Annotated in this window: 18 protein-coding genes; 13 read left to right on the top strand and 5 right to left on the bottom strand. The window is 70.4% G+C overall.

Going from position 1 to position 20,531, the window contains the following annotated elements:
* The first annotated feature begins 268 nt into the window (after positions 1-268).
* On the top strand, positions 269-487 hold the full coding sequence (locus FHR37_RS30995) for a hypothetical protein (RefSeq protein ID WP_202818204.1): 219 nt from the start codon (positions 269-271) through the stop codon (positions 485-487).
* A gap of 9 nt (positions 488-496) precedes the next feature.
* A complete protein-coding gene (locus FHR37_RS20065; RefSeq protein WP_202818203.1) occupies positions 497-1,453 on the top strand; it encodes a glycoside hydrolase family 76 protein in 957 nt (318 codons plus the stop codon).
* On the opposite strand, the gene FHR37_RS20060 is transcribed toward FHR37_RS20065, so the two are convergent.
* Positions 1,435-2,676 carry an MFS transporter gene (locus tag FHR37_RS20060; RefSeq protein WP_237768935.1) on the bottom strand — a complete coding sequence of 414 codons (1,242 nt, stop codon included), beginning with the start codon at positions 2,674-2,676 and terminating at the stop codon, positions 1,435-1,437. The genes FHR37_RS20065 and FHR37_RS20060 overlap by 19 nt on opposite strands.
* Positions 2,677-2,858: 182 nt before the next feature.
* On the opposite strand from FHR37_RS20060, the gene FHR37_RS20055 reads away from it, so the two are divergent.
* From FHR37_RS20055 to FHR37_RS20045, 3 genes are read left to right on the top strand one after another with little or no spacing between them, the layout of a single operon-like run.
* A complete protein-coding gene (locus FHR37_RS20055) occupies positions 2,859-3,203 on the top strand; it encodes a cupin domain-containing protein (RefSeq protein WP_092885393.1) in 345 nt (114 codons plus the stop codon).
* Between the two features lie 24 nt (positions 3,204-3,227).
* Positions 3,228-4,670 (top strand): DJ-1/PfpI family protein, encoded by a 1,443-nt coding sequence (locus FHR37_RS20050; protein WP_092885391.1) that lies wholly within the window; start codon positions 3,228-3,230, stop codon positions 4,668-4,670.
* Positions 4,625-5,197: a dihydrofolate reductase family protein gene (locus tag FHR37_RS20045; protein WP_092885389.1), complete on the top strand. Its 573-nt coding sequence runs from the start codon at positions 4,625-4,627 to the stop codon at positions 5,195-5,197. The genes FHR37_RS20050 and FHR37_RS20045 overlap by 46 nt, the downstream gene beginning before the upstream one ends.
* A 68-nt stretch (positions 5,198-5,265) precedes the next feature.
* Here the strand turns inward: FHR37_RS20045 and FHR37_RS20040 are convergent, their stop codons facing one another.
* Both FHR37_RS20040 and mraY read right to left on the bottom strand, forming a co-directional pair.
* Positions 5,266-6,234, bottom strand: coding sequence for a GlxA family transcriptional regulator (locus FHR37_RS20040; RefSeq protein WP_092885387.1), 969 nt, complete (start codon positions 6,232-6,234; stop codon positions 5,266-5,268).
* Positions 6,235-6,263: 29 nt separating this feature from the next.
* The gene (gene mraY, locus FHR37_RS20035; protein ID WP_092885385.1) at positions 6,264-7,340 is read right to left on the bottom strand and encodes a phospho-N-acetylmuramoyl-pentapeptide-transferase; all 1,077 of its coding nucleotides are present in this window, start codon (positions 7,338-7,340) and stop codon (positions 6,264-6,266) included.
* A gap of 243 nt (positions 7,341-7,583) precedes the next feature.
* Between mraY and FHR37_RS20030 the strand changes: the two genes are divergently transcribed.
* From FHR37_RS20030 to FHR37_RS19995, 8 genes are all read left to right on the top strand, one after another.
* Positions 7,584-10,301, top strand: a complete 2,718-nt coding sequence (locus FHR37_RS20030; RefSeq protein WP_237768934.1) for a beta-N-acetylglucosaminidase domain-containing protein — start codon at positions 7,584-7,586, stop codon at positions 10,299-10,301.
* Between the two features lie 39 nt (positions 10,302-10,340).
* Positions 10,341-10,925 (top strand): TetR/AcrR family transcriptional regulator, encoded by a 585-nt coding sequence (locus FHR37_RS20025; RefSeq protein ID WP_092885383.1) that lies wholly within the window; start codon positions 10,341-10,343, stop codon positions 10,923-10,925.
* 90 nt (positions 10,926-11,015) lie between these two features.
* Complete coding sequence (locus FHR37_RS20020; RefSeq protein WP_092885381.1) at positions 11,016-11,792, top strand: SDR family NAD(P)-dependent oxidoreductase; 777 nt, start codon at positions 11,016-11,018, stop codon at positions 11,790-11,792.
* A 35-nt stretch (positions 11,793-11,827) separates the two neighbouring features.
* A complete protein-coding gene (locus FHR37_RS20015; RefSeq protein WP_092885379.1) occupies positions 11,828-12,991 on the top strand; it encodes an MFS transporter in 1,164 nt (387 codons plus the stop codon).
* A 61-nt stretch (positions 12,992-13,052) separates the two neighbouring features.
* The gene (locus FHR37_RS20010; RefSeq protein ID WP_092885377.1) at positions 13,053-13,514 is read left to right on the top strand and encodes a hypothetical protein; all 462 of its coding nucleotides are present in this window, start codon (positions 13,053-13,055) and stop codon (positions 13,512-13,514) included.
* Positions 13,511-14,407: an aminoglycoside phosphotransferase family protein gene (locus FHR37_RS20005; RefSeq protein WP_092885375.1), complete on the top strand. Its 897-nt coding sequence runs from the start codon at positions 13,511-13,513 to the stop codon at positions 14,405-14,407. Before FHR37_RS20010 ends, FHR37_RS20005 begins: the two co-directional genes overlap by 4 nt.
* A 213-nt stretch (positions 14,408-14,620) precedes the next feature.
* Positions 14,621-15,388: a phytanoyl-CoA dioxygenase family protein gene (locus FHR37_RS20000; RefSeq protein WP_092885373.1), complete on the top strand. Its 768-nt coding sequence runs from the start codon at positions 14,621-14,623 to the stop codon at positions 15,386-15,388.
* Positions 15,373-16,332 (top strand): NAD-dependent epimerase/dehydratase family protein, encoded by a 960-nt coding sequence (locus tag FHR37_RS19995; protein WP_202884542.1) that lies wholly within the window; start codon positions 15,373-15,375, stop codon positions 16,330-16,332. Before FHR37_RS20000 ends, FHR37_RS19995 begins: the two co-directional genes overlap by 16 nt.
* Before the next feature lie 58 nt (positions 16,333-16,390).
* Here the strand turns inward: FHR37_RS19995 and FHR37_RS19990 are convergent, their stop codons facing one another.
* Positions 16,391-19,282 (bottom strand): eCIS core domain-containing protein, encoded by a 2,892-nt coding sequence (locus FHR37_RS19990; protein WP_179771012.1) that lies wholly within the window; start codon positions 19,280-19,282, stop codon positions 16,391-16,393.
* Between the two features lie 123 nt (positions 19,283-19,405).
* The gene (locus FHR37_RS19985) at positions 19,406-20,248 is read right to left on the bottom strand and encodes an NlpC/P60 family protein (RefSeq protein ID WP_092885367.1); all 843 of its coding nucleotides are present in this window, start codon (positions 20,246-20,248) and stop codon (positions 19,406-19,408) included.
* Between the last annotated feature and the right edge of the window lie 283 nt (positions 20,249-20,531).

Genomic DNA, 20,531 nt, shown 5'->3' with positions numbered 1-20,531 from the left:
AAGGGGAACGTAATGATCTTGGATTGCCTCGGCGGGGCGCGCAGCCGAACGTTCGGCAAACGCGGGCGGTACGTCGGTGACCCAGCTTCGGCATTCCCTGCCCGGTGGGCCGAGTACGGCCACTCGTGTCGACGCGGGCCGCCGGAGCCTGCAGGCTGAGCCGAGCACTCGCGTCTCGTCAGATGTTCTGCCAGATGTCTCGCAGTCTTCAGCGAAGGGCCGGCGACGAATGCTCTGCCATCTCAGTAAAGGGATTCGCCGGGTCGGTGTGGTCGTCCTCGCCGGCCTGCTGCTGGCCGGTGTGCTCTGCCCGCCCGCTTCGGCCGCTCAGTCGCCCGCGCGGGAGGGCGCCGATCGCGCGACCTGGGCCGAGCGTGCGTTCACCTCGTACGCCGCTCTGCAGCGCCATCTCTACCTCGGCGCCGACCAGCACCACCTGTACCTGGAGAGGTATCCGCGCGAGCCGGCCGACAACGCGTACTCCTAACTGTGGCCGATGCGCGAGGCGACGGCGGCGACCATCGACCTGTCGATCGTGCCCGGTTCCGGCAGGCGCCTGCGGTCCGACATCCGCGACCGCTTCGCCGGCCTGTCCGCCTACCTGGATCCGGACCACAGCCCGCCCGGCTACGCGTCCTACGTGGTGCCTCCGCTGGGCGGTGGTGGCGACCTGTTCTACGACGACAACGCGATCGTCGGCCTGGAGTTCGTACGCCGGTATCTGCTCGAGCGCCGGGTCGCGGACCGGCGCAGTGGCGAGCGGATCTTCGACGTGCTCACCACGGGTTGGGACACCGACACCTCACACGCCTGTCCCGGTGGGATGTTCTGGGTGGACGCGACCTGGACGTCGATCCGGGCCGCGAACGTCACCGGGCTCACCGCCGAACTCGCCGCGCACCTGTACGAGCTGACCCGCGACAGGTCCTACCTGGACTGGGCGAAACGCCTCTACGACTGGAACCGCAACTGCCTGCGGTCCGCAGAAGGCCTGTACCAGAACGACATCAGCTTCGACGGCACGGTCAACCCGACGCTGTGGATCTACAACTCCGGGGCGATGATCGGTGCGGGCGTTCTGCTTCATCGTGCCACCGGTGATTCGCGCTATCTCGCCCAGGCCCGCGCCGACGCGGACGCAGCGCTGGACTACTGGACCGAGGGCAACCGCTACTTCGACCAGCCCGCGGTGTTCAACGCGATCTTCTTCAAGAACCTCTTGCTGCTCGACTCGGTCCGGCACGACGCGCGCTACCGTTCCGTCGTCGAGGCGTACGCCGAACACACCTGGCAGCACAACCGCGACCCCGACCTGGGGCTCTTCCGCTTCCCGCCGTCCGGTGGTGGCCCGTACGACCCGTCGTACCGGCCGGAGACGCTCGAGCAGGCGGCGATGGTCCAGACGTTCGCGTTGCTCGCCTGGGATCGGGGCCACTACCGGTTCGCCGCCTGAGGCGTGCGCGGGGCCGACCACAGCCGCACGCTGAGCACCGCCGCGACGGCGATCGCGGCGGCCGCCGTCGCGGCGACTCCCGGCCAGCCGACCGTGTTCACCAGGCCACCTCCGACGGCCGTTCCCAGACTGCCGCCGACGAAGTAGACCACCATGTAGGTGCTGTTGAACTTCGCCGGGCGGCGTGGATCGATGCTCAGGACCCTGCTCTGGTTGGCGACCTGGGCAGCGAACAGCCCGGCGTCGAACAGCGCCAGCGTGACCAGCAGGACGGGTGCGACGTCGAGGGTGAACACCATCGTGACGGTGCACACGAAGGACAGGGCAAGGCCGCCGAGGATGACTCTCGGCGACCCGTGGCGGTCCGCGAGCGCGCCGGCGACGCGGGTGGCCACGATACCGAGCAGGCCGGCCAGCGAGTACGACCCGATGGCCGTGGGGGAGAGCCGAAGGGGCGGGAGTGCGAGCGCCAGCGACAGACCCACCCAGACGAGGCTGAACGAGAAGAACCACAGGGCTCCGGAGACCGCGGAGACCCGCAGCACCCGGTGAGTGGCGACCCGGGTCGGCAACGACCGGATCACGTCGAGGTACTTCTCGGCCGCGGCCACCCGCGCGCGGGGAAGAACGACGCCGGCAGCGGCCGCGACCGCGACGCACGCCACGGCGAAGATCAGCAGCGTCCACCGCCACCCGACCCTGTCGGCCAGCGCTCCGCCGGCGATCCTGCCCGCCAGGATGCCCGCGGAGATCCCCGCGGTCACGCTTCCCACGGCCCGGCCGCGGTGCTGGGGAGGTGAGTGCTTGCCGGCAAGGGTGCTCAGCTGAGCTCCGGTGCTGGAGCACATACCCGAGACCAGCAACCCGGCGCCGAGGGCGAGCGGGCTCCGCGCCGCCGCCGCGAGCACCAGGCCGGCGGCCAGGCAGGTGAGCTGACCGGCGACGAGCCGGTTCGGCGGCAGGTGATCGACCAGGGGAACGAGGGTGGCGAGCCCGAGCAGGTATCCGACGATCGCCGATCCCGCGACCACACTGACGACCGGCACCGTCGAGCCCAGGTCGCCGGCGACGGTGGTGAGTTCGGGTTGGATGGCGTAGCTCGTCGACGTGGCCAGGGCGGCTGCGAGGGCCAGGAAGGCAACCGCGGTTCCGCCGAGCCGGGCGGGGTTGTGGTGTGGCTCCTGGTTCAGGGCGGGCGAGAGGGCGTTCGCTGATCTGCTCACCCGCTGACCCTAGGAACGTGGCCGGCCGCGGTGCTGGCGCGTTTCGGACCTCACCGACCGTGCGACAGCTTTCCCAGAATTCCTGCCAGTCCGGTAAGGAGGCGGGTATCCGGCCCGCTTCCGGCCCTAGCGTGGCCGACCTAGGTAGAGATCCGAGCCACGCCCCAGGAGGAACCCGACTCATGAAGCCCATCGTCATCGAACGACCGGACGGCCGCGACGACGGCGAGGACTGGACCGAGAACTACGAGTTGCTGCCCGGCGCGGGCAACGTCTCGATCATCCTGGAGTCCACCAGCCAGGCGGGTGTCGGTCCCCGTCTGCACCAGCATCCCTACGCGGAGACGTTCGTCATCCGCCGGGGATCCGCCACCTTCACCGTGGGCGACGACAAGGTCGAGGCACACGCCGGCCAGGTGCTCGTGGTGCCGGCGTACACACCACATAAGTTCTCCACCGGCGCCGGTGGCTACGAGGCCGTCCACATCCACGCCAACGCCCGCTTCGTCACCGAGTGGCTCGAGTAGCGTGACCGGACCATCTAGGGAAGCATGCTGCGCGCGCTGAGGGTGCTGGTGTACGCGGCCGCGTTCGTGGCGCCACCGGTGCTGGTGAGTGTCTTCGGGGTGCAGGCGGCCCTGGCCGATCGCTACGACCCGCCGCCGGCCTCGGCGCGGACCACCGCGGGCAGCGCTCGACCGGTGCCGCCGGAACACGATCCGGACAAGCCGACGGTCGTCGTGCTGCTGAGCAACCGGGGCCTGGAGATCACCGACGCACTCGCGCCCTACGAGGTGTTCGCCGAGTCCGGTGCGTTCAACGTCTACACCGCCGCCCCGGAGCCGGCCCCCGCGATCCTCAGTGGTGGGCTGGACGTGATTCCCCACCTCTCGTTGGCCGAACTCGACCGGCGGCTGTCCGGGAAGGATCCGGAGGTGGTCGTGGTCCCGGCCATGTGGGCCGTCGGCTCCGTCGAGCAGCGTCCGGTCGCCGACTGGCTGCGGCGCCACGCCGCCGGGGTGCGGACCGTGATGTCGGTGTGCGACGGCGCCGAGGTGCTCGCCGACGCCGGCCTGCTCAGGGGACGCCGGGCCACGGCCAACTGGGCGAACCTGGCGAAGTGGTCGCGTCGCTATCCCGGCACCGACTGGGTGCGAGGGAAGCGGTACGTCGAGGACGGCAACGTGCTGAGCGCCGCCGGTGTCACCTCCGGCACCAGTGCCGCGCTGCACGTGGTCGGCCGCTATGTCGGCGTACGGAACGCCCACCGGCTGGCGGCCACGATCGGGTATCCGGACTCCCGGTTGGGTTCGGAGCCGTCGATCCGCGCCGACTCCCTGACCCGGTCCGACCGGGCCCTGTACGTACTCGGCGGGGCCTACGACTGGAACCGGCCGAGGGTCGGGATGGTCCTGACGCCGGGAGTCTCCGAGATCGAGCTCGCCTCCGCCTTCGACACCTATCCCGGTCCTGCCTTCGCGTCCAGGACCACGTCGCTGGCCGCCGGGGGACGGCGGACGCCGGTCACGACCGAGCACGGCCTGCGACTGGTCCCGCGGCACGATCTCGCCGACGCCCCGCTGCTGGACCTGGACCGGCTGATGGTGCCCGGCCGCGACGCGGCCGCCCACCTCGACCCGAAGCTGCGGTCCTGGGCTGGTCGACAGGGCCTGCCGCTGGAGTTCGTACACGCCGCACCTGCCGGGGGTTTCGCGTTCGACGCGACACTGGCCGACCTGGCCCGGCACGAGAACGCACCACTCGCGCGGTTCACCGCCCGGCTGCTGGAGTACCCCTCCGGTCACCTCACCCTGGCCGGCGCGGGGTGGCCGATCAGCCTGTGGGTGCGGCCCCTCGCGCTGGGCCTGCTGGGCGTAGGCGCCGTCGCTACCCTGGACCGGATCGGCCGCCGGCTGATCCGCCGGGCAAGAGGAAGGACCGGACCACGATGGGCACGATCAAGGTCGTCAACTTCGTCACGCTCGACGGTGTGATCCAGTCGCCGTTGTTCGCCGACGAGGATCGCGACGGTGGCTTCGTGGCGGGTGGTTGGGTGTCGGACCGGATGGACGATGCGGTCGCCGCTGTCATGAGCGCCGAGACGACTTCCGCCGCGGCCATGTTGCTCGGCCGCCGCACCTACGACGGTTTCGCCGCCGCCTGGTCCGGAGCCGAGCCTTCCGATCCCGTCGACGCCATGAACCGGATGCCGAAGTACGTCCTCTCGCGGGAGGGCACTTCCGGTTCGTGGCAGCACACGGTCGCCCTGTCCGAGGTCGCCGACGTCGAGCGGGTGAAGCTCGACACGGACGGCACCATCGTCGTCTTCGGCAGCAGTGGCCTGCTGCCGGCGCTGTTCGCCGCCCGCCTCGTCGACGAGCTGTGCCTGCTGGTGTTCCCGGTGGTGCTCGGGGCCGGCAAACGGATGTTCTCCGACGGCACTCCACCACTGGAGTTCCGGCTGCTCGACAGCGACAGCACGCCGACCGGGGTCGCTGTGCTTCGTTACGCGCTCGGTTGACGACCGGACCGGTTCGGGTCGGCCCGCACTGCCCGGCGCGCCCGGCACTGCCCTGCGCGCACGGCCGATCAGGGCGAGGTATGAGCCTGGGTGTGGCGGAAGGTCCGAGGGCTGGTCCCGAACTTCGACACGAAGGCCTGCCGCAGGCTCTCCGCCGACGCGAAGCCCGACCGGCGGGCGACCTGGGACAGGGGGAGGTCGGTGGTCGCCGCGAGCCGGGCCGCCACCTCCAGCCGAGTCCGCCGTACGACGTTGGCCGGGGTCTCGCCGAGCTCGGCCCGGAAGAGCCGGTGAAGCTGGCGCGGACTCACGCCGACCATCGCCGCCAGCGTCTCGGTCCGAAGGTCGTCGTCCGGGTGCGCCGCGGCGTGGTCGACCACCCGGCGTACCGTCGCGTCCCCCGGCCGCGGTGTGCGGGTGAACACGCTCATCTGCGCCTGGTTGCCGGGCCGCTTCAGGTAGGCGACCATGCCCATGGCCACCCAGCGGGCCAACTCGGGTCCATGGTCTTCCTCGACGAAAGCGAGGGTGAGGTCGAGTGAGGCGGTGACGCCGCCGGAGGTGGCGACGTTGCCGTCCCGTACGAAGATCGGCGCCGGGTCGATCGAGACCTTCGGGTAGCGGGCGATCAGGTCGTCGGCGTAGAACCAGTGGGTCGTCGCGCGCCGTCCGTCCAGCAGCCCCGCCTCGGCGAGGATGGCGGTGCCGGTGCACACCGAGGCCACCCGGCGGACCCGGGACGCCAGCTGCCGTACGCCGTGGACGAGCCGCAGGTCCGCGGCCGCGGCGAGGTGCCCGTCCCCTCCGGACACGATCAACGTGTCCACCGTCTCCCGGACGTCGGACAGGTCCAGCTGTGCGCGCAGGACCAGGCCCGACTCGCACACGATGTCGCGCCCGTCCACCGTCGCCAGCCGGACGTCGTACGCCGGCCGCGCGCCGAGCCGGGTGGCCAGCATCAACGCGGAGGTGACGCACGCGATGTCGACCAGCTCGGCGCGTTCGTATCCCACCACCACAACCGACCGCTCGGACATCCGGCCAGACTAGGACACGGCGAAGCGGGTCAGGAGTGGGTGAGCCACTCTGCGTAGAACATGCCGACGCCGGTGGCGACGAGGATGCCGCCGATGATCCAGAAGCGGATCACGATGGTGATCTCGGGCCAGCCCTTGAGCGCGAAGTGGAACTGGATGGGGGAGTTCAGGAAGATCCGGCGCGGGGTGCCGGTGAGCCGCCGGGTCAGTTTGAAGTAGCCGCGCTGCAGGATCACCGAGGCGTTCGCCGCGACGTACAACCCGCCGATGACGACGAGGAGCAGCTCGGTCCGGGTCGTGATGGCCAGCCCGGCGATGGCGCCGCCGAGCCCGAGGGCGCCTGTGTCACCGATGAAGATCCGGGCCGGGTTGGCGTTCCACCACAGGAATCCGGCGCAGGCGGCGGCCAGGGAGAACGCGAGAATGGCGAGGTCGTACGGGTCGCGTACCTGATAGCAGCCGGGCAGGACGCCCGCGCTGCAGGACTGCTTGAACTGCCAGACACCGATGACCGTGTAACCGGCGAAGACGAGGGTGCAGGTGCCCGCGGACAGTCCGTCCATGCCGTCGATCAGGTTCACGCCGTTCGAGGTGGCCGATACCATGAACAGCGCCCACAGCACGAACACCACCGCTCCCAGTTGCAGGCCGGGCAGGTCGCGCATGAACGAGACGAACGTCGACGCGGGGGTGAGCCCGTCCGCGTCGGGTAGCCGGACGGCGAGGACGGCGAACACGACGGCGACGAGGGTCTGGCCGATCAGCTTGGTGCGGCCGCGCAGACCGAGGTTTCGTTCCCGGGTGATCTTCAGGTAGTCGTCGAGGAAGCCCACCACGCCGAGGCCGACCAGCAGAAGCAGGACGAGCACGCCGGACGCCGAGGGCCCGGAGCCGGCGACGAGGTGCGCGGCCAGATAGCCGACGGCAGCGGCGGCGATGACGGCCGAACCGCCCATCGTGGGCGTGCCCTGCTTGACCTGGTGCATCGGCATGTCGTCGTGGATCGGCTGGCCGAGCCCCTTTCGCAGGAAGAACCGGGCCACCATGGGCGTCAGCGCCAGGGACAGAACCAGCGAGAGCGCGCCGCCGAACATGATCGCCTTCATGACACCACCGTGGGGGAGGGGAAACGGTACGGGAACGGTAACGGGGCCGGTCCCGCCGGCCACGGTCGCGGTCGGCTGAGGTCGGCGCCGTGGTCGGCCGTGGTCGGCCGTGGATCACGGCTGCCCTTGACGACGCGGTGTCCCTGCCCGGAGGATGCCCGGGACCGGCGCGATCTCTGTGCGTTCGCGTTCGTTCATCCACAGTCACGACGCACGCGGCGACGTGACAGGTGAGGAGGCACGGTGGCCGCCCGACTCACAGCAGCCCTGACCATCGCGGCGGCGGCAGTGCTCGTGCCGATGTCGGTGCCGATGCCGGGAGCGGTCGCCGCTCCGGCGAACGCTCCGGCGGAGACTCCGGCGGACCTGCCGAAGGTGTGGCCGACTCCTCAGCAGGAGAGCGCCCGCGACGACGGGTTCACGCTGACCACCACCGTGGGCCTCGTCCGCGGGAGCACGACGGACCCCTCGGCGGAGAAAGTGGTCAGGGACACGCTCACCCGCGCGGGGGTCACCGACATCGTGGCCACCGACGGGGACGACCCGGGTACGCCGGTGACGGTGTGGCTCGGTGGCGGCAAGGACGTCCTGACCGGGCTGGGAGTCGACGGACCGTCGGGACTGCCCGCCGAGGGCTACGTGCTCGCGGCCGGTCGTACGCCCGACGACCGTGCGCAGGTCGTGCTCGACGGCGCCGACGCGGACGGCACCTACTACGCCGCCCAGAGTTTCCGCCAGCTCGTACGGCAGCAGGCCGGTCCGGACGCGCTGCCCGGTGTCGCGATCCGGGACTGGCCGAGCATGCGCTACCGCGGCTCGATCGAGGGCTTCTACGGAACGCCGTACACCCAGGCGGACCGGCTCGACCACGTGGACTACCTCGGCGCGCACAAGCTGAACACGTACGAGTACGCGCCGAAGGACGACCCGTTCCACCGCGAACGCTGGCGCGACCCCTATCCGGCGGACAAGCTCGCCGAGCTCGGCACGCTGGTGGACCGAGCGCGCCAGAACCACGTCGACTTCACCTTCGCGCTGTCGCCGGGGCTGTCGATCTGCTACTCGTCCCAGGCCGATCTCGACGCGCTGCTGGCGAAGTTCGACGCGATCTACGCCCTGGGCGGCCGGGCGTTCAACGTGCCGCTGGACGACATCGACTACAACACCTGGCACTGTGACGCGGACCCGGCGAAGTTCGGGACCGGCGCCGCCGGTGCGGGCAAGGCGCAGGCGTACCTCCTCAACCGTGTGCAAGCCTGGGTTGACAGCAAGGGTGACGTGGCTCCGTTGCAGATGGTGCCGACGGAGTACTACAACACCACCGAGTCGCCGTACAAGAGGGCCATCCGCGACAACCTCGATCCGCACGTCGTCGTGCACTGGACGGGTGTGGGGGTGGTGCCGACCACGATCACCAACGCCCAGGCCGCCGCGGCGAAGGCCGTCTTCGGGCACCAGATCCTGGTCTGGGACAACTACCCGGTCAACGACTACATCGCCGGCCGGCTGCCCCTCGGCCCCTACACCGGGCGTGAGCGCGGGTTGTCCGAGCACGTGGTCGGGGTCATCTCCAACCCCTCGAACCAGGCCGCGACGAGCAAGCTCGCGTTGTTCTCCTTCGCCGACTTCTCCTGGCACGACGCGACGTTCGACGACCGGGCGGCGTGGGAGGCGGCGCTGAACGAGCTCGCCGGAGGGGACGCCGCCACGGCGGCCGCGCTGGCGATGTTCGCGGACGTGTCGACCTACGACGGAACGCTGCACAAGACCCAGGCACCCGAGCTGCGCCGGCGGATCGACACCTTCTGGTCCACCTGGGAGGCCGGCGACCGCGGTGCGGCGATCGCGGCTCTTCGAGCGTACGTCCAGGCGCTCGGCAAGGCACCGAGTGTGATCCGCGCGGGGGTGACCGACCCACGGTTCGTGCCCGAGGCGACCGCCTGGCTGGACGCGACACAGCTGTGGGCGCAGGCAGGGCTCGCCGCACTCGACATGCTGGACGCCCAGGTCGCCGACGACGGCGCGCGGGCGTGGCGGGACCGGCAGCGGATCGCGCCGCTGATCGAACGGGCCAAGGCGATCCGGGACACGCGCGCCCCGCACAACAGCACCTACCCGCGGATCGCCGACGGTGTGCTGGACAGGTTCATCGCCGACGCCGAGGAGGCCAACGACAAGTGGCTGGGGCTGACCAAGACCCGGCCCGTGCCGACGACGACGCTCGGGACGTACGCCGACAACGCGCCGGACCGTATGGTCGACGGTGACCTCGGCACCTTCTACTGGACCGACAGTCCGCCCTCGCCGGGCGACTCGGTGGGTGTCGACCTGGGCGCGGTGCACGAGATCGGTGACGTCGCCGTCCTGATGTCCAAGGCGGGCAGCGCGAACGACTACATCCACGCCGGCACGCTGGAGTACTCCGCCGACGGGCAGTCGTGGACGGCGCTCACGACCGGGACCACCGCGGAGGTGCGGGCGAGCGCACCGGCCGGGACGACCGCGCGGTACGTCCGTTACCGGGCCACCGGCGGCAACGACGGCTACTGGCTGGTGGTACGCGAGTTCTCCGTGGAGGTACGCGATTCCCACGACGTCACGTACTCGGTGTCGGGAGGCCCCTCCGCCGGCGACGGATCGTCGCTGCGGGCCGCGGCGGACGGGACCGTCGACACGTGGTACCGCGCCGCGTCGACTCCGGCCGACGGTGACGCGCTCGTCGTGACGGCATCGCGGAGCAGGCCGCTGGCAAGTGTCGTCGTGCTGACGTCGCCGGACGCGCGGGCGAAGGTGCAGGTGCGCGACGGCTCACGGCGCTGGCGCACGCTGGGCGCGCTGGCTCCCGACTTCACCGAGCTGTCCGCGGGTGGACGGGAGACCAACGCCGTCCGGCTGGTGTGGGCTACCGGCTCCCCGCCGCCCGCGGTGGCCGAGGTCGTCTTTCGGTACGCCCGGGGATAGTGCTTGACCGATCGTTCCAGAAAATCTAGGCTGACGCTCGTGGCGAGGACCAAGGAGTTCGACCCGGACGCGGCGGTGCAGTCGGCGCTGGAGCTGTTCTGGCGGCGTGGCTACGAGGCGACGTCGATGGCGGACCTGGTCGAGCACCTCGGCATCGGGCGGGCCAGTCTGTACGCCACCTTCGGCAGCAAGCACGACCTGTACCTGACCGCTATGGACCGGTACTGCGAGAGCCGGGATTCACGCAACCTGCGCGAGCTGTCCGCGCCCGGGCCGGCGCTGCCCGCCGTACGAGCGCTCGTACGCCGGTTCGCCGCCGACGCCGCGGACGAGAAGGCCGGCCCTGTTGGGTGTTTCGTCACCAACACGGCCGCCGAGCTCGCGCCGCACGACCCGGCGGCGGCCCGGCGCGTCGAGCACAGCTGGGACCAGTCGGAGACGATGCTGCACTCCGCGCTCGTCCGGGCCCAGGCGCAGGGCGAGCTCCCCGGCGACCGCGATCCGCGTGCCCTCGCCCGCATGCTGCTGGTGTTCCTGCAGGGCCTGCGGGTCGTCGGCAAGGCGACGTCGGATCCGGCCCGCATCCGCGACGCCGCCGACCAGGTGCTGGCCCTGCTCGACTGACCTCCCCGACTCGCGTTCCCCGACGGTGCCGAACGCTATGTCGCTTCGTCTACCCCGATAATGGATCGATCGTTCTGAAATGGAGTCGCCATGACCAGTCGTTTCACCGGCCGGACCGCCCTCGTCACCGGCGCGGGTTCGGGTATCGGCCGAGCCGTCGCGCTCGCGTTCGCCGCCGAGGGGGCGAACGTCGTCGTCGCCGGACGCCGGCCCGAGCCGCTCGAGGAGACGGTGGCGCTGATCGAACACGCGGGTGGCGACCACGGCAAGGCGATGACGTTCCCGGCGGACGTGAGCAGCGCGGTCGACGCGACGGTACTCGTGCAAGCCGCGGTTGACACCTTCGGTTCCCTCGACGTCGCGGTGAACAACGCCGGCGTCCTGCGCGGTGGCGGAACCTCCCTGGCCGACCTGCCGGAGGCGGACTGGCAGGCCCAGCTCGACATCAATGTCACCGGCGTGTTCCACGCCCTGCAGGCGCAGATCCGGCAGATGCGCACCCAGCCCGGCGGTGGGTCGATCGTGAACATCGCCTCCCAGTTGGGCATGCATGCCCGTCGGCCGGGCACCGCGGCCTACGCCACCACCAAGGCCGCCGTCACCGCGCTGAGCCGGGCCGCGGCGCTGGACCATGCCGGCGAGGGCGTCCGCATCAACGTGGTCAGCCCCGGGCCGACCGCGACGTCGATGTCCCTGCGCGGGGGCGAGACCGAGGCGGAGCGGGCGGAACGCGTCCGGCACGACCTACCGCTGGGCCGGGTGTCCGCGACGGAGGAGATCGCCGCCGCCGTGCTGTATCTCGCCTCCGAGGACGCCGCGTCCGTGGTGGGTGCCGACCTGGTGGTCGACAGCGGCGCCGCCCTCTGAACTGTCAACCGGACCTGGACGATCGGATCCCCGCGATGCTGCTGCCCGTCCTCTCCCTGATGCTGGTGGTGTTCAGCTTCACCACCGGTGAGTTCGTGATCTCCGGCATCCTGCCGGAGGTGGCCGACGGCCTGTCGGTCTCGGTCGCCGCGGCCGGGCTGCTGGCCTCGGCGTACGCCGTCGGAATGATCGTCGGCGGCCCGGTCGTCACCGTCATGACGGCCAGGCTGGCCCGCAAGCCCCTCGTCGTCGGCCTGGTCGCCGTGTCACTGCTGGCCAACGCGGCGTCCGCCCTGGCGCCGAACTACCCGGCCCTGCTGGCTTCCCGGTTGGCGGCCGGTCTGGTGGTGGCCACGTTCTTCGCGGTCGCGATCGCCACGGCGGTGTCGATGGCACCGCCCACGAAGCAGGCGTCGACGGTGGCGAAGGTGACCCTCGGCATGAACCTCGGGATCATCCTCGGCGCGCCGATCGGGACGTTCGTCGGCCAGCACTTCGGCTGGCGGGCGACCTTCGCGGCCATTGCCGTGCTCACCCTTGGCGCGCTGGCGATGGTGCTGCGATTCGTCCCGGCCGAGCGCCGGCCGGACAGTGGTTCGGTGGTGGCGGAGCTACGGGTGTTCGCCGACCGGAACGTTCAGCTCGCCTTGGCGCTGACGGCCGTCGGCAACGTCGGGATCGTCACAGTCTTCATCTACCTCGCTCCCTTGCTGACCGACGCCGGAGGATTTGCCGCCACCTCGGTGCCGGTGCTCCTGCTGGTCTACGGCGCCGGCGCGGTCGTGGGGAACTTCGCCGGTGGCCGGCTGTCGGACCGCGCCGGAGTGCTGTCGCTGGTGGGACTGCTCGCGGCCCTGGCCGCCGTCCTCCTGCTGGCTTGGCTGTCCAGCGGGATCCGGCCGGTCATGGTGGTGCTCGTGTTCGGGATGGGCCTGCTGGGGTTCGCGATCATCCCCGGAATGCAGACCCGGGTCGTGACCGCGGCGGCCACGGCACCCACTCTGGCCGTGGCGGTCAACGCGTCCGGCTTCCAGCTCGCGGCGGCGTTCGCCGGCTGGCTGGGCGGGCGGCTGGTCGACAGCGCTCCGGGGACGTGCTCCATCTATCTGGCCGGCGCGCTCCTCACGCTGGCCGGCCTGGCCGTCGCGCTGCACGCGCTGCGACGAGACAGGCAGGCAGTCCGCGTCCCGGCGACCTAAGCTCTCCTGTACGGCAGGTCGCTTCGGCGGAAGGAGCCGGGACGTGAACCGCTCATGGACTTTGCACACCATCCGCGGACGGACCGCCGGGACGGCCGCAGTCGTCGCGTTCCTCGCTGGCGGCTGTGGGGCCGCCGACGCCGGTGAAGGCGAGCCGGCCCCGTGGGACGAGATCTCCGACTACTCGTTCACGCTCGAGTACTTCGACGGCAAGTGCGGTGGGACGTCCCGCGGCGCCTGGTCGCTCACCGTCCACGACGACGAGACCACCGACGTGAGGCCGCTGAACGCCCCGGCCAGAACGAGTACCTGGCCAGAAGGTGCTCCCACCCTCAAAGAGCTGTATATGGAAGCACTCGACCTCACGAGGGGGAGCTCTTATGACGTCGTGCGCATCAAGTACGAGGACCGCCAGTACGACCGGCGCCCGACCAGTTTCTACTACCTGGACCGAGGGTCTGGCGGGTCGGAGGGTTGCGAGACCTTCACCGACTTCCGGCCACTGGGGGCAATCTCGAATTGACGGTAAACAGGTTCGAGATCGACGAACCGCTGGTGCGCTCGCTGGTGCGGGCACAGCATCCGGACCTCGCGGACTTGGAGCTTCGCCCGGTGGCCGGGGGATGGGACAACCAGCTGTGGCGGCTGGGGGACCACCTGGCCGTTCGATTACCACGCTCTCAGCGCGCACCGTCGCTTCTTCACAAGGAGCAACGCTGGTTGCCCGTACTCGCATCGCGGCTCCCGCTGCCCGTGCCGGTTCCGGTGCGAGACGGTGAACCCTCCGCGCTCTTTCCGATGCCGTGGGCCGTCACGACGTGGGTGCCGGGCGAACCCGCGGACCGCATCCCGATCAGCCGCGGTCCACACGCGGCGGAAACCCTGGCCGGGTTCCTGCGGGCTCTGCACGTACGCGCACCCGCGGGGGCGCCGGCGAACCCGAAACGCGGTGTGCCCCTCGGTGCTGTCGCGACCGAGTTCGAGCAGAAGCTCGAGGCGGTCGACGCAGGCGTCGAGGTCGCGGACGTCCGCAGCGTCTGGAACGACGGCGTCACGGCTCCCGGCTGGAACGGTCCGCCGGTGTGGATCCACGGTGATCTTCACCCGGCGAACGTCGTCACCTCGGCCGGCACGCTGTCCGGCGTACTCGACTTCGGTGAGCTCTGTGCCGGCGATCCGGCGACCGACCTCGCGGCCGCGTGGCTGTTGCTGCCGGCAGGCACGGCATCGCACTTCTTCGCGTCGTACGCGATCGCCGACGACGCGACGGTCCGGCGGGCACGTGCGTGGGCAGTCCTGCGCGGTGTCTCCCTCATCGGGATCGGCCAGGCGGCAGAACGCGGTCTGCCCGGCGGGCAGCCGACCTGGGGATCCGCGGGCCGGGCTACCCTCGACCGCGTCCTGGCCGCCGGCTGAGGTCACCCACGGCGCACGGTCGTACTCAGTGAACGGTCCTCCGATGCGGCCGGTACCGGCCGCCGGGCGGGGCGCGTTGACACCCAAATCGGGGCGCGGCTAGCGTCGAGAGTTGACCTTGCGTGCTGTCCGCCCACTGCCGTGCCGATGTGCGACGCAGAGCTCCCGCCATGTCGGTCGACGTAGCCGTTCGGGCTGCCGAAGGGGTAAGTGATGCTGGATACGTTCCAGGAGCAGGGGTACGCCGTCTTCCCGGACTTCCTCGGCAAGGAGGAGATCGAGACGCTGAAGGTGGCCGTCGACGAACACGCGTCGACCAGGCCGCAGCGGAACGCGTACGAGAGCAACGAGATCGGGGCGCTCACCTGGCATCCGCGGGCACTCGAGCAGGTGGACAAGGTGATGGGCGGGCAGCGGTACGTCTTCCACCACATCCACGCCGCGCGGCACGACGCCGGCACCAGGGGCGTCGCCTGGCACCAGGACTACGAGCAGTACCCGCAGACCAACCGTTCGCACCTGATGGTGCACGTGTTCTTCTACCTCAACGGACTCAACGGCACGATCGGCGACCTGCTCCTGGTGCCCGGCTCGCAGGACCACGCCGTGGAGAGCAACGCACTGACGTTCCTCGGCGACTCCGACCTGCCGGGGTCGATCACGGTCGACGACGTCTCGCCCGGCTCGATGCTGATCGTGCACTCGGGCATGTGGCACGCGCGCCGGGCCAAGCCGGGCGGTGAGGGCAGCCCGCGCTTCTTCATCGACATGTCGTTCTGCCAGTCGGGGGTGAAGTGGCCGTCGTACGGGCGAGGGGACGGCATGCTCGCCGACCTGCGGGCGCGGCACGAGGCCGACGGCGGCACCCGGCCCTGGCTCTTCGACGAGGGGCAGTTCTTCGACTCCACCGGCGCGCGTAAGCAGGCCCAGAAGCTGCAGGGCAGCGTCCTGCTCGACCTCCCGCAGTGGCAGAACTCGTGAGGCTCCTCGTCACCGGTGCGACCGGCAAGGTGGGCCGGGCCCTCGTCGAACGCCTGCGGGGGACTTGCGAGATCCGCGCGCTCTGCCACAACCGGAGTCTGGACGTGGACGGCGTCGAGTCGGTGTTCGGCTCGATCGCCGACCGGGACGCCGTACGCCGGGCGATGGACGGCGTGACCCACGTCGTGCCTCTGGCCACGTGCAAGGAGACGCCGGACGAGATCATGGACGTCGCCGTCAAGGGGCTGTTCTGGCTGCTGGAGGAGGCGCGGGAGAGCCCGACGTTCGAGCGCTTCGTCCTCATCGGCGGTGACGCCGCCGTCGGCCACTTCGTCTACAAGCACCCGGTGCCGGTGACCGAGACGCAGCGGCACACCGCCTACGAAGGGTGCTACGCGCTGTCGAAGGTGCTCGAGGAGGTCATGCTCGAGCAGTACCAGATCGCGTACGGCCTGAAGTCCACGTGCCTGCGGGCGCCGTGGATCATGGACCGGGACGACTTCCGGTACTCCCTGTCGTTCGGCGACGACCTGTTCGGCGGGCCGCCGTGGCGGGAACTGGTGGACGGTGACGTTCCGGACGGTGCGGTTCCGCTGGCGCTGGACGCCGACGGGAACCCGTTGAAGCGCAACTTCGTGCACGTCACCGACCTGGTGGAGGCGATCGCCATCGCGCTGGACCACCCGGCCGCGCTGGGCCAGACCTTCAACGTCTGCATGGACGAGCCGGTCGACTACCAGCACGTGACGGACCATCTCGCGAAGACGCGCGGCCTGCCCGTGGTCAAGGTGCCGACGTCGTTCCACTCGACCTGGCTGGACAACGCCAAGGCGAAGTTCCTGCTCGGCTGGAAGCCGAAGTACGACACCGAGCGCCTGATCGACGACGCCTGGGACTACCGGCGAAGCCCGGACGACCCGCGAATCGTCTGGTATCCGGGATAGCCCCCCGCGGGGCGCGTCCCTCGCGGATTGTCAAGATCACCTTGACAGCGCTCGGACCTCAGTTGTTGACGAGCACCTGGTACGCGTGACCGTGCATGCCCACGTGCAGGAATCTGCCCGACGCCGCGATGGTGGTAGCGAAGTCGCCGAGGCTGACCGGGTGCCGCAACGGCAGGCTGTTGCGCACCCGGCCGGTCGCCGGGTCCAGGTGGTGCAGGTGACCTCGCGAGCCCACAAACAGGTGTGGGCCCTGCAGGGACACGCTGACCGGTCCGCGCTCCACGTCGTCGTCGCCGTCGAGGTCGACCGACCAGCGGGCACCGGACCAGTCGGCCGGGTCGACCGCGTACACCCGGTTGTCTACCGCCGCGACCACCGTCCCGCCCTCGGCGGACAGTGACATCGGGTGCTCGCCGGCGTGGTCGGTGAGGGTGAGCAGGTGGGCCACCGCACCGGTTGTGGGATCGATGTCACAGAGCTGACCGGCGGTGCCCGCGAGCAGCCGCCCGTCGTTCCACAGCACCGAGACGGGACGGGACGGCCGCCCCCCGACCTTCGTGAGGTCGACCCGCCATCGGGGCCGGCGATCGGCGGAGGTCATGCCGTACACGTGGCCGGGTGTCCCGGCGAACGCCATCGTCCCGTCACTCGCCAGCGTCGTCTCGTGGCCGCCGAAGCCGAGGGTGGGCTCGAGCCGGTGTTTGCGCAGCAGAGTCACCGACACCGGATCGATCTCGCACACCTGGCCGGAAGATCCCGCGAGCAGCCGGTGCCCGTCCCACAGCACGTTGACCCGCCCGCGGTCGAACGGGTTCGGGCCGTGCACCGACAACGCCCACCGCGGGGTCAGGTCGGGCAACGACAAACCGTGCAGCCGGCCGTGGACGCCGACGAACAACGTCGTCCCGTCGGTGGCCAGCCGGGTGTCGCGGCTGCCGATGACTCCCAGGTCCGCGACGCGGCGGGTGACCCGCACACTTCCCTTGGTGGGTTCGATCTCGTACGCGTGGCCGTTCGCGCCGGCGAACAGCCGACCGCCGGACTCGACAACGTGCACCGGGCGGTCGTCGGCACCGTCGAGTTCCTGCCCCCACACCTCCGCGAGGTCCTGGTCCTGGGACACCACGCCCAGCCGGGGCGAGAACACCCGCACCAGGATGTTCTGCAGCGCCGGCAGGAACGCCGAGAAGATGTTGGCCTCGAAGAACTCCCGCCGGCCGGTGTTCCACGCGGCCACCGGCTCCAGGTCGCCCGCCTCGGTGCGCACCATCGAGGGGAAGTGCCGGCGGATGTCCGCCGCGCTGCCCGACATCTCGCCGGTACGGATGATCTGCTCCACCGCGGCCTGGGCCAGCTGGGCGGCGCCGCTGGTCTGGCGGATGCCCTCGGCTCCGTCCCGACCGGTCAGCAACGTGGCGTCGCCCCACACCTCGTACGGCTCCTGGTGCGCCTTCGACGCGACCCACAGGGAGTGGCTGTTGTAGTAGTCGTGCGCCATCGCACACGACAGCTGTGCCGCGTCGTTGGCCAGGAACCGGAGGTACTTCTGGTACACCGCGTGCGGGTCCTGCGACGGGTCGAGGACGAGACCGCTGCCCCGCAGCCGCTCCTGCGCGGTCGGCCGCTCCTGCGAGGTCTGCGGATCGTGGGACGGTCCGGCGTAGCCGTCGTCGTACAGCTGGAAGCCCGCAAGGCCGGGTTGACGGTCCGCGGTCATGGCCGTGATGACGTCCAGGTCCGCCACCGGCACGAGATCCTGGCCCGCGGCCCACTCCACGAACCACTGCATGATCAAGGTCTTGTTGACAAGGTGGCCGGCGGCGAAGGAGTCCTGCAGGAAGTGGTCGGCGTAGCCGGCGAAGGTCCAGGCCCGCCGCGCGAGCTCCGGGTCACCGGTGGCGTGCGCCTGCCCGGCCAGGTCGCGGGCGATGAGGTGGGAGGTCTCCCAGCGATACCAGGAGAACGGCGCGAAGTGGCAGGCGTTGCGGGCCAGCAGCCCACGGAAGTGGTCCTCGCGCAGCACGCCCAGGTCGCGGGTGAGCTCGTCCAGCTCGTCCCACTTCACCAGCCTGGTGACCATCTCGAAGTCGTACGGCGGGGACGCCGACCGGGCGAAGAACGCCCGCGGGTCCGCACCACTGCGCAACCGGCTGAGGTTGTTGTAGCCCTCCTGGCGGATCGTCTGCAGGATCGGCAGCAGGTGCCCCTCGTCCAGCGACTCCAGCGCGGGGGCGTTGGCCAGATAGTCGGGGAGGGCGTTCACCTCGCCGTACGTCGCGAGCACCCGGTCCGGCCCGAGCCGCAGCGTCCGGATCCACGGGCACACCTTCCGGACCTGCTCCTCGGTGACCACCGCCGGATCGTCCCGCCACAGTTCACACAGCCGGATCTGCCGGTCGAGGATCTCCTGCCTGCGTCCACCGGAGGCCGCGGCGCCGGCGCCGAGCGGCGAGATCGCCACCAGGTCGTCGGTGGCCAGGTCGCCGAGGACCCGGTGCTCGAAGGAGACGTGCCGCTGGAGGACCGGGGACAGGCCCGGGCGTACGACGGTCGTCCCGGTCGTCCCGGTCGTCCCGGCGCACGGATCGGTGGACGGATCCGCGGCCCGCCGACCGGCCACCAGCAGGTCCGCGCACCGGTCGGCGTCCCGCTCCGACGAAGCGGCCAACGCCACACCGGACTCCGCGGCACGCGCCTGCTGCACGACGTGGGCGGCCTCGTGCGCCAGCAGCCGGAAGCCGGCCGTGGTGTCGGGCCGGTAGGCGCCCGTACGGAAGAAGACGTGGCTGCCGCAGGCGAACGCGTCCGCCCGCAGCGACCTGGCCGCGCGGTCGGCCGCCGCGTCGGTGTGGATCCGTACCGCGGACAGGTCGGCGCGCAGCCCCTGTCCAAGACGTTCCAGCAGGGCGGCCGGCAGACGCCGGCCGCCCTGCTGGACAAGCAGCGACAAGGATTCGGCGGGAGATCCCATCGGTGGCCCCAGGCTGTGTTCGCGACGCATCGTCTCTCACGGTAGCGGCGCGGCAGCCTTCACGCGCGGAATCGATCACACGCGTATGTCCGACGGATGGGGTCAGTTCACGATCTTGTCGTAGCGGTACGGGAGGTAGGTGCCGCGCGAGTCCTGGATCGGCCAGTCGTACACGCTCTTGTGCGGGCGGTCCGGGTTGCCGCTGTGCTCGTACACCGTGAAGCTCGAGTGCGAGGTGTCGTTCCACTTCACGAAGATCATCACGTGGCCGCCGGCGCCGCCGGTGTCCGAACCCATGATCCCGAGCAGGTCACCCGGCTTCAGGTCGTCCTTGCTGCCGAGCACGCGGGTGACGTCGGGCAGGTCGATGGTGCTGCGGCCCGGGGGGTCGAGGTGCAGGGCCATCGAGGCGTAGCCGGAGCAGTCGGTCCGGTATTCGGTGCCGCCGGGTCCGGGCGCGCTGCCGTTCATGTCGTAGCTGATCGACGGAGTCAGCCAGGTGCGTGCCCGGGCAAGAACCTCGGCGCGGCTGATGGGGCCGTCGACGACCGACTTCGGCGCCGGCTTGGCCTTGTGCGTGACGGCCTTGCGCTTCGCGACCGTGACCGACTTCTTCTTCGCGACCTTCCTGACCTCGGCCTTCCTCGTCTTGACGGGCTTGGCCTTGGGCTTGGACCTGTGCTTGGTCGCCTTGGGAGTGGCCTTCGGGGTGGCGGTCTTCGTCGCCGTCTTCGCCGGCGTGGGCCGGGCGGTAGGTCGGGCGGTGGGCCGGGCGGTCGGAGTCTTGGCGGGCGCGGCCGCGGCCAGATCGGCCGAGGCGTTCTTCGGTGGCGTGCCGTCGGACCTCACCGCGCCGACGACGGCGGTGCCGCCGACCGCGACCAGAGCGACGGCCAGCCCGGTCAGAAGATATCGAACGGTGCCGAGCCGCTGAAAGAAATTCAAGGAACTACCCCTTCTCTTGCCGCAGAAGGGGTAGACGTTCGCATACGGACGTAACGGCTCATTGTGTTCGGGTGAATACGACCCGGCAAGGGTGGTACTCTCCCGCGCCGTCATGATCAAAAATTGACGAAATGGTTGACAAAGAGCTGGTTGGGCCTGTTTTGTCAGCTACATTTCGGACGCGAATTCGGGCCTGTCAATGTGGCCTATCGCACATTAGTCGGCCGGAACCGGGCACCAACGTCGCAGTGCCGATAAATATACAACTCGGCCAATTGGTTAT

Source organism: Actinopolymorpha cephalotaxi, assembly GCF_013408535.1.
Lineage (GTDB): Bacteria > Actinomycetota > Actinomycetes > Propionibacteriales > Actinopolymorphaceae > Actinopolymorpha > Actinopolymorpha cephalotaxi.
This window is presented reverse-complemented; position numbering and strand designations above follow the sequence as displayed.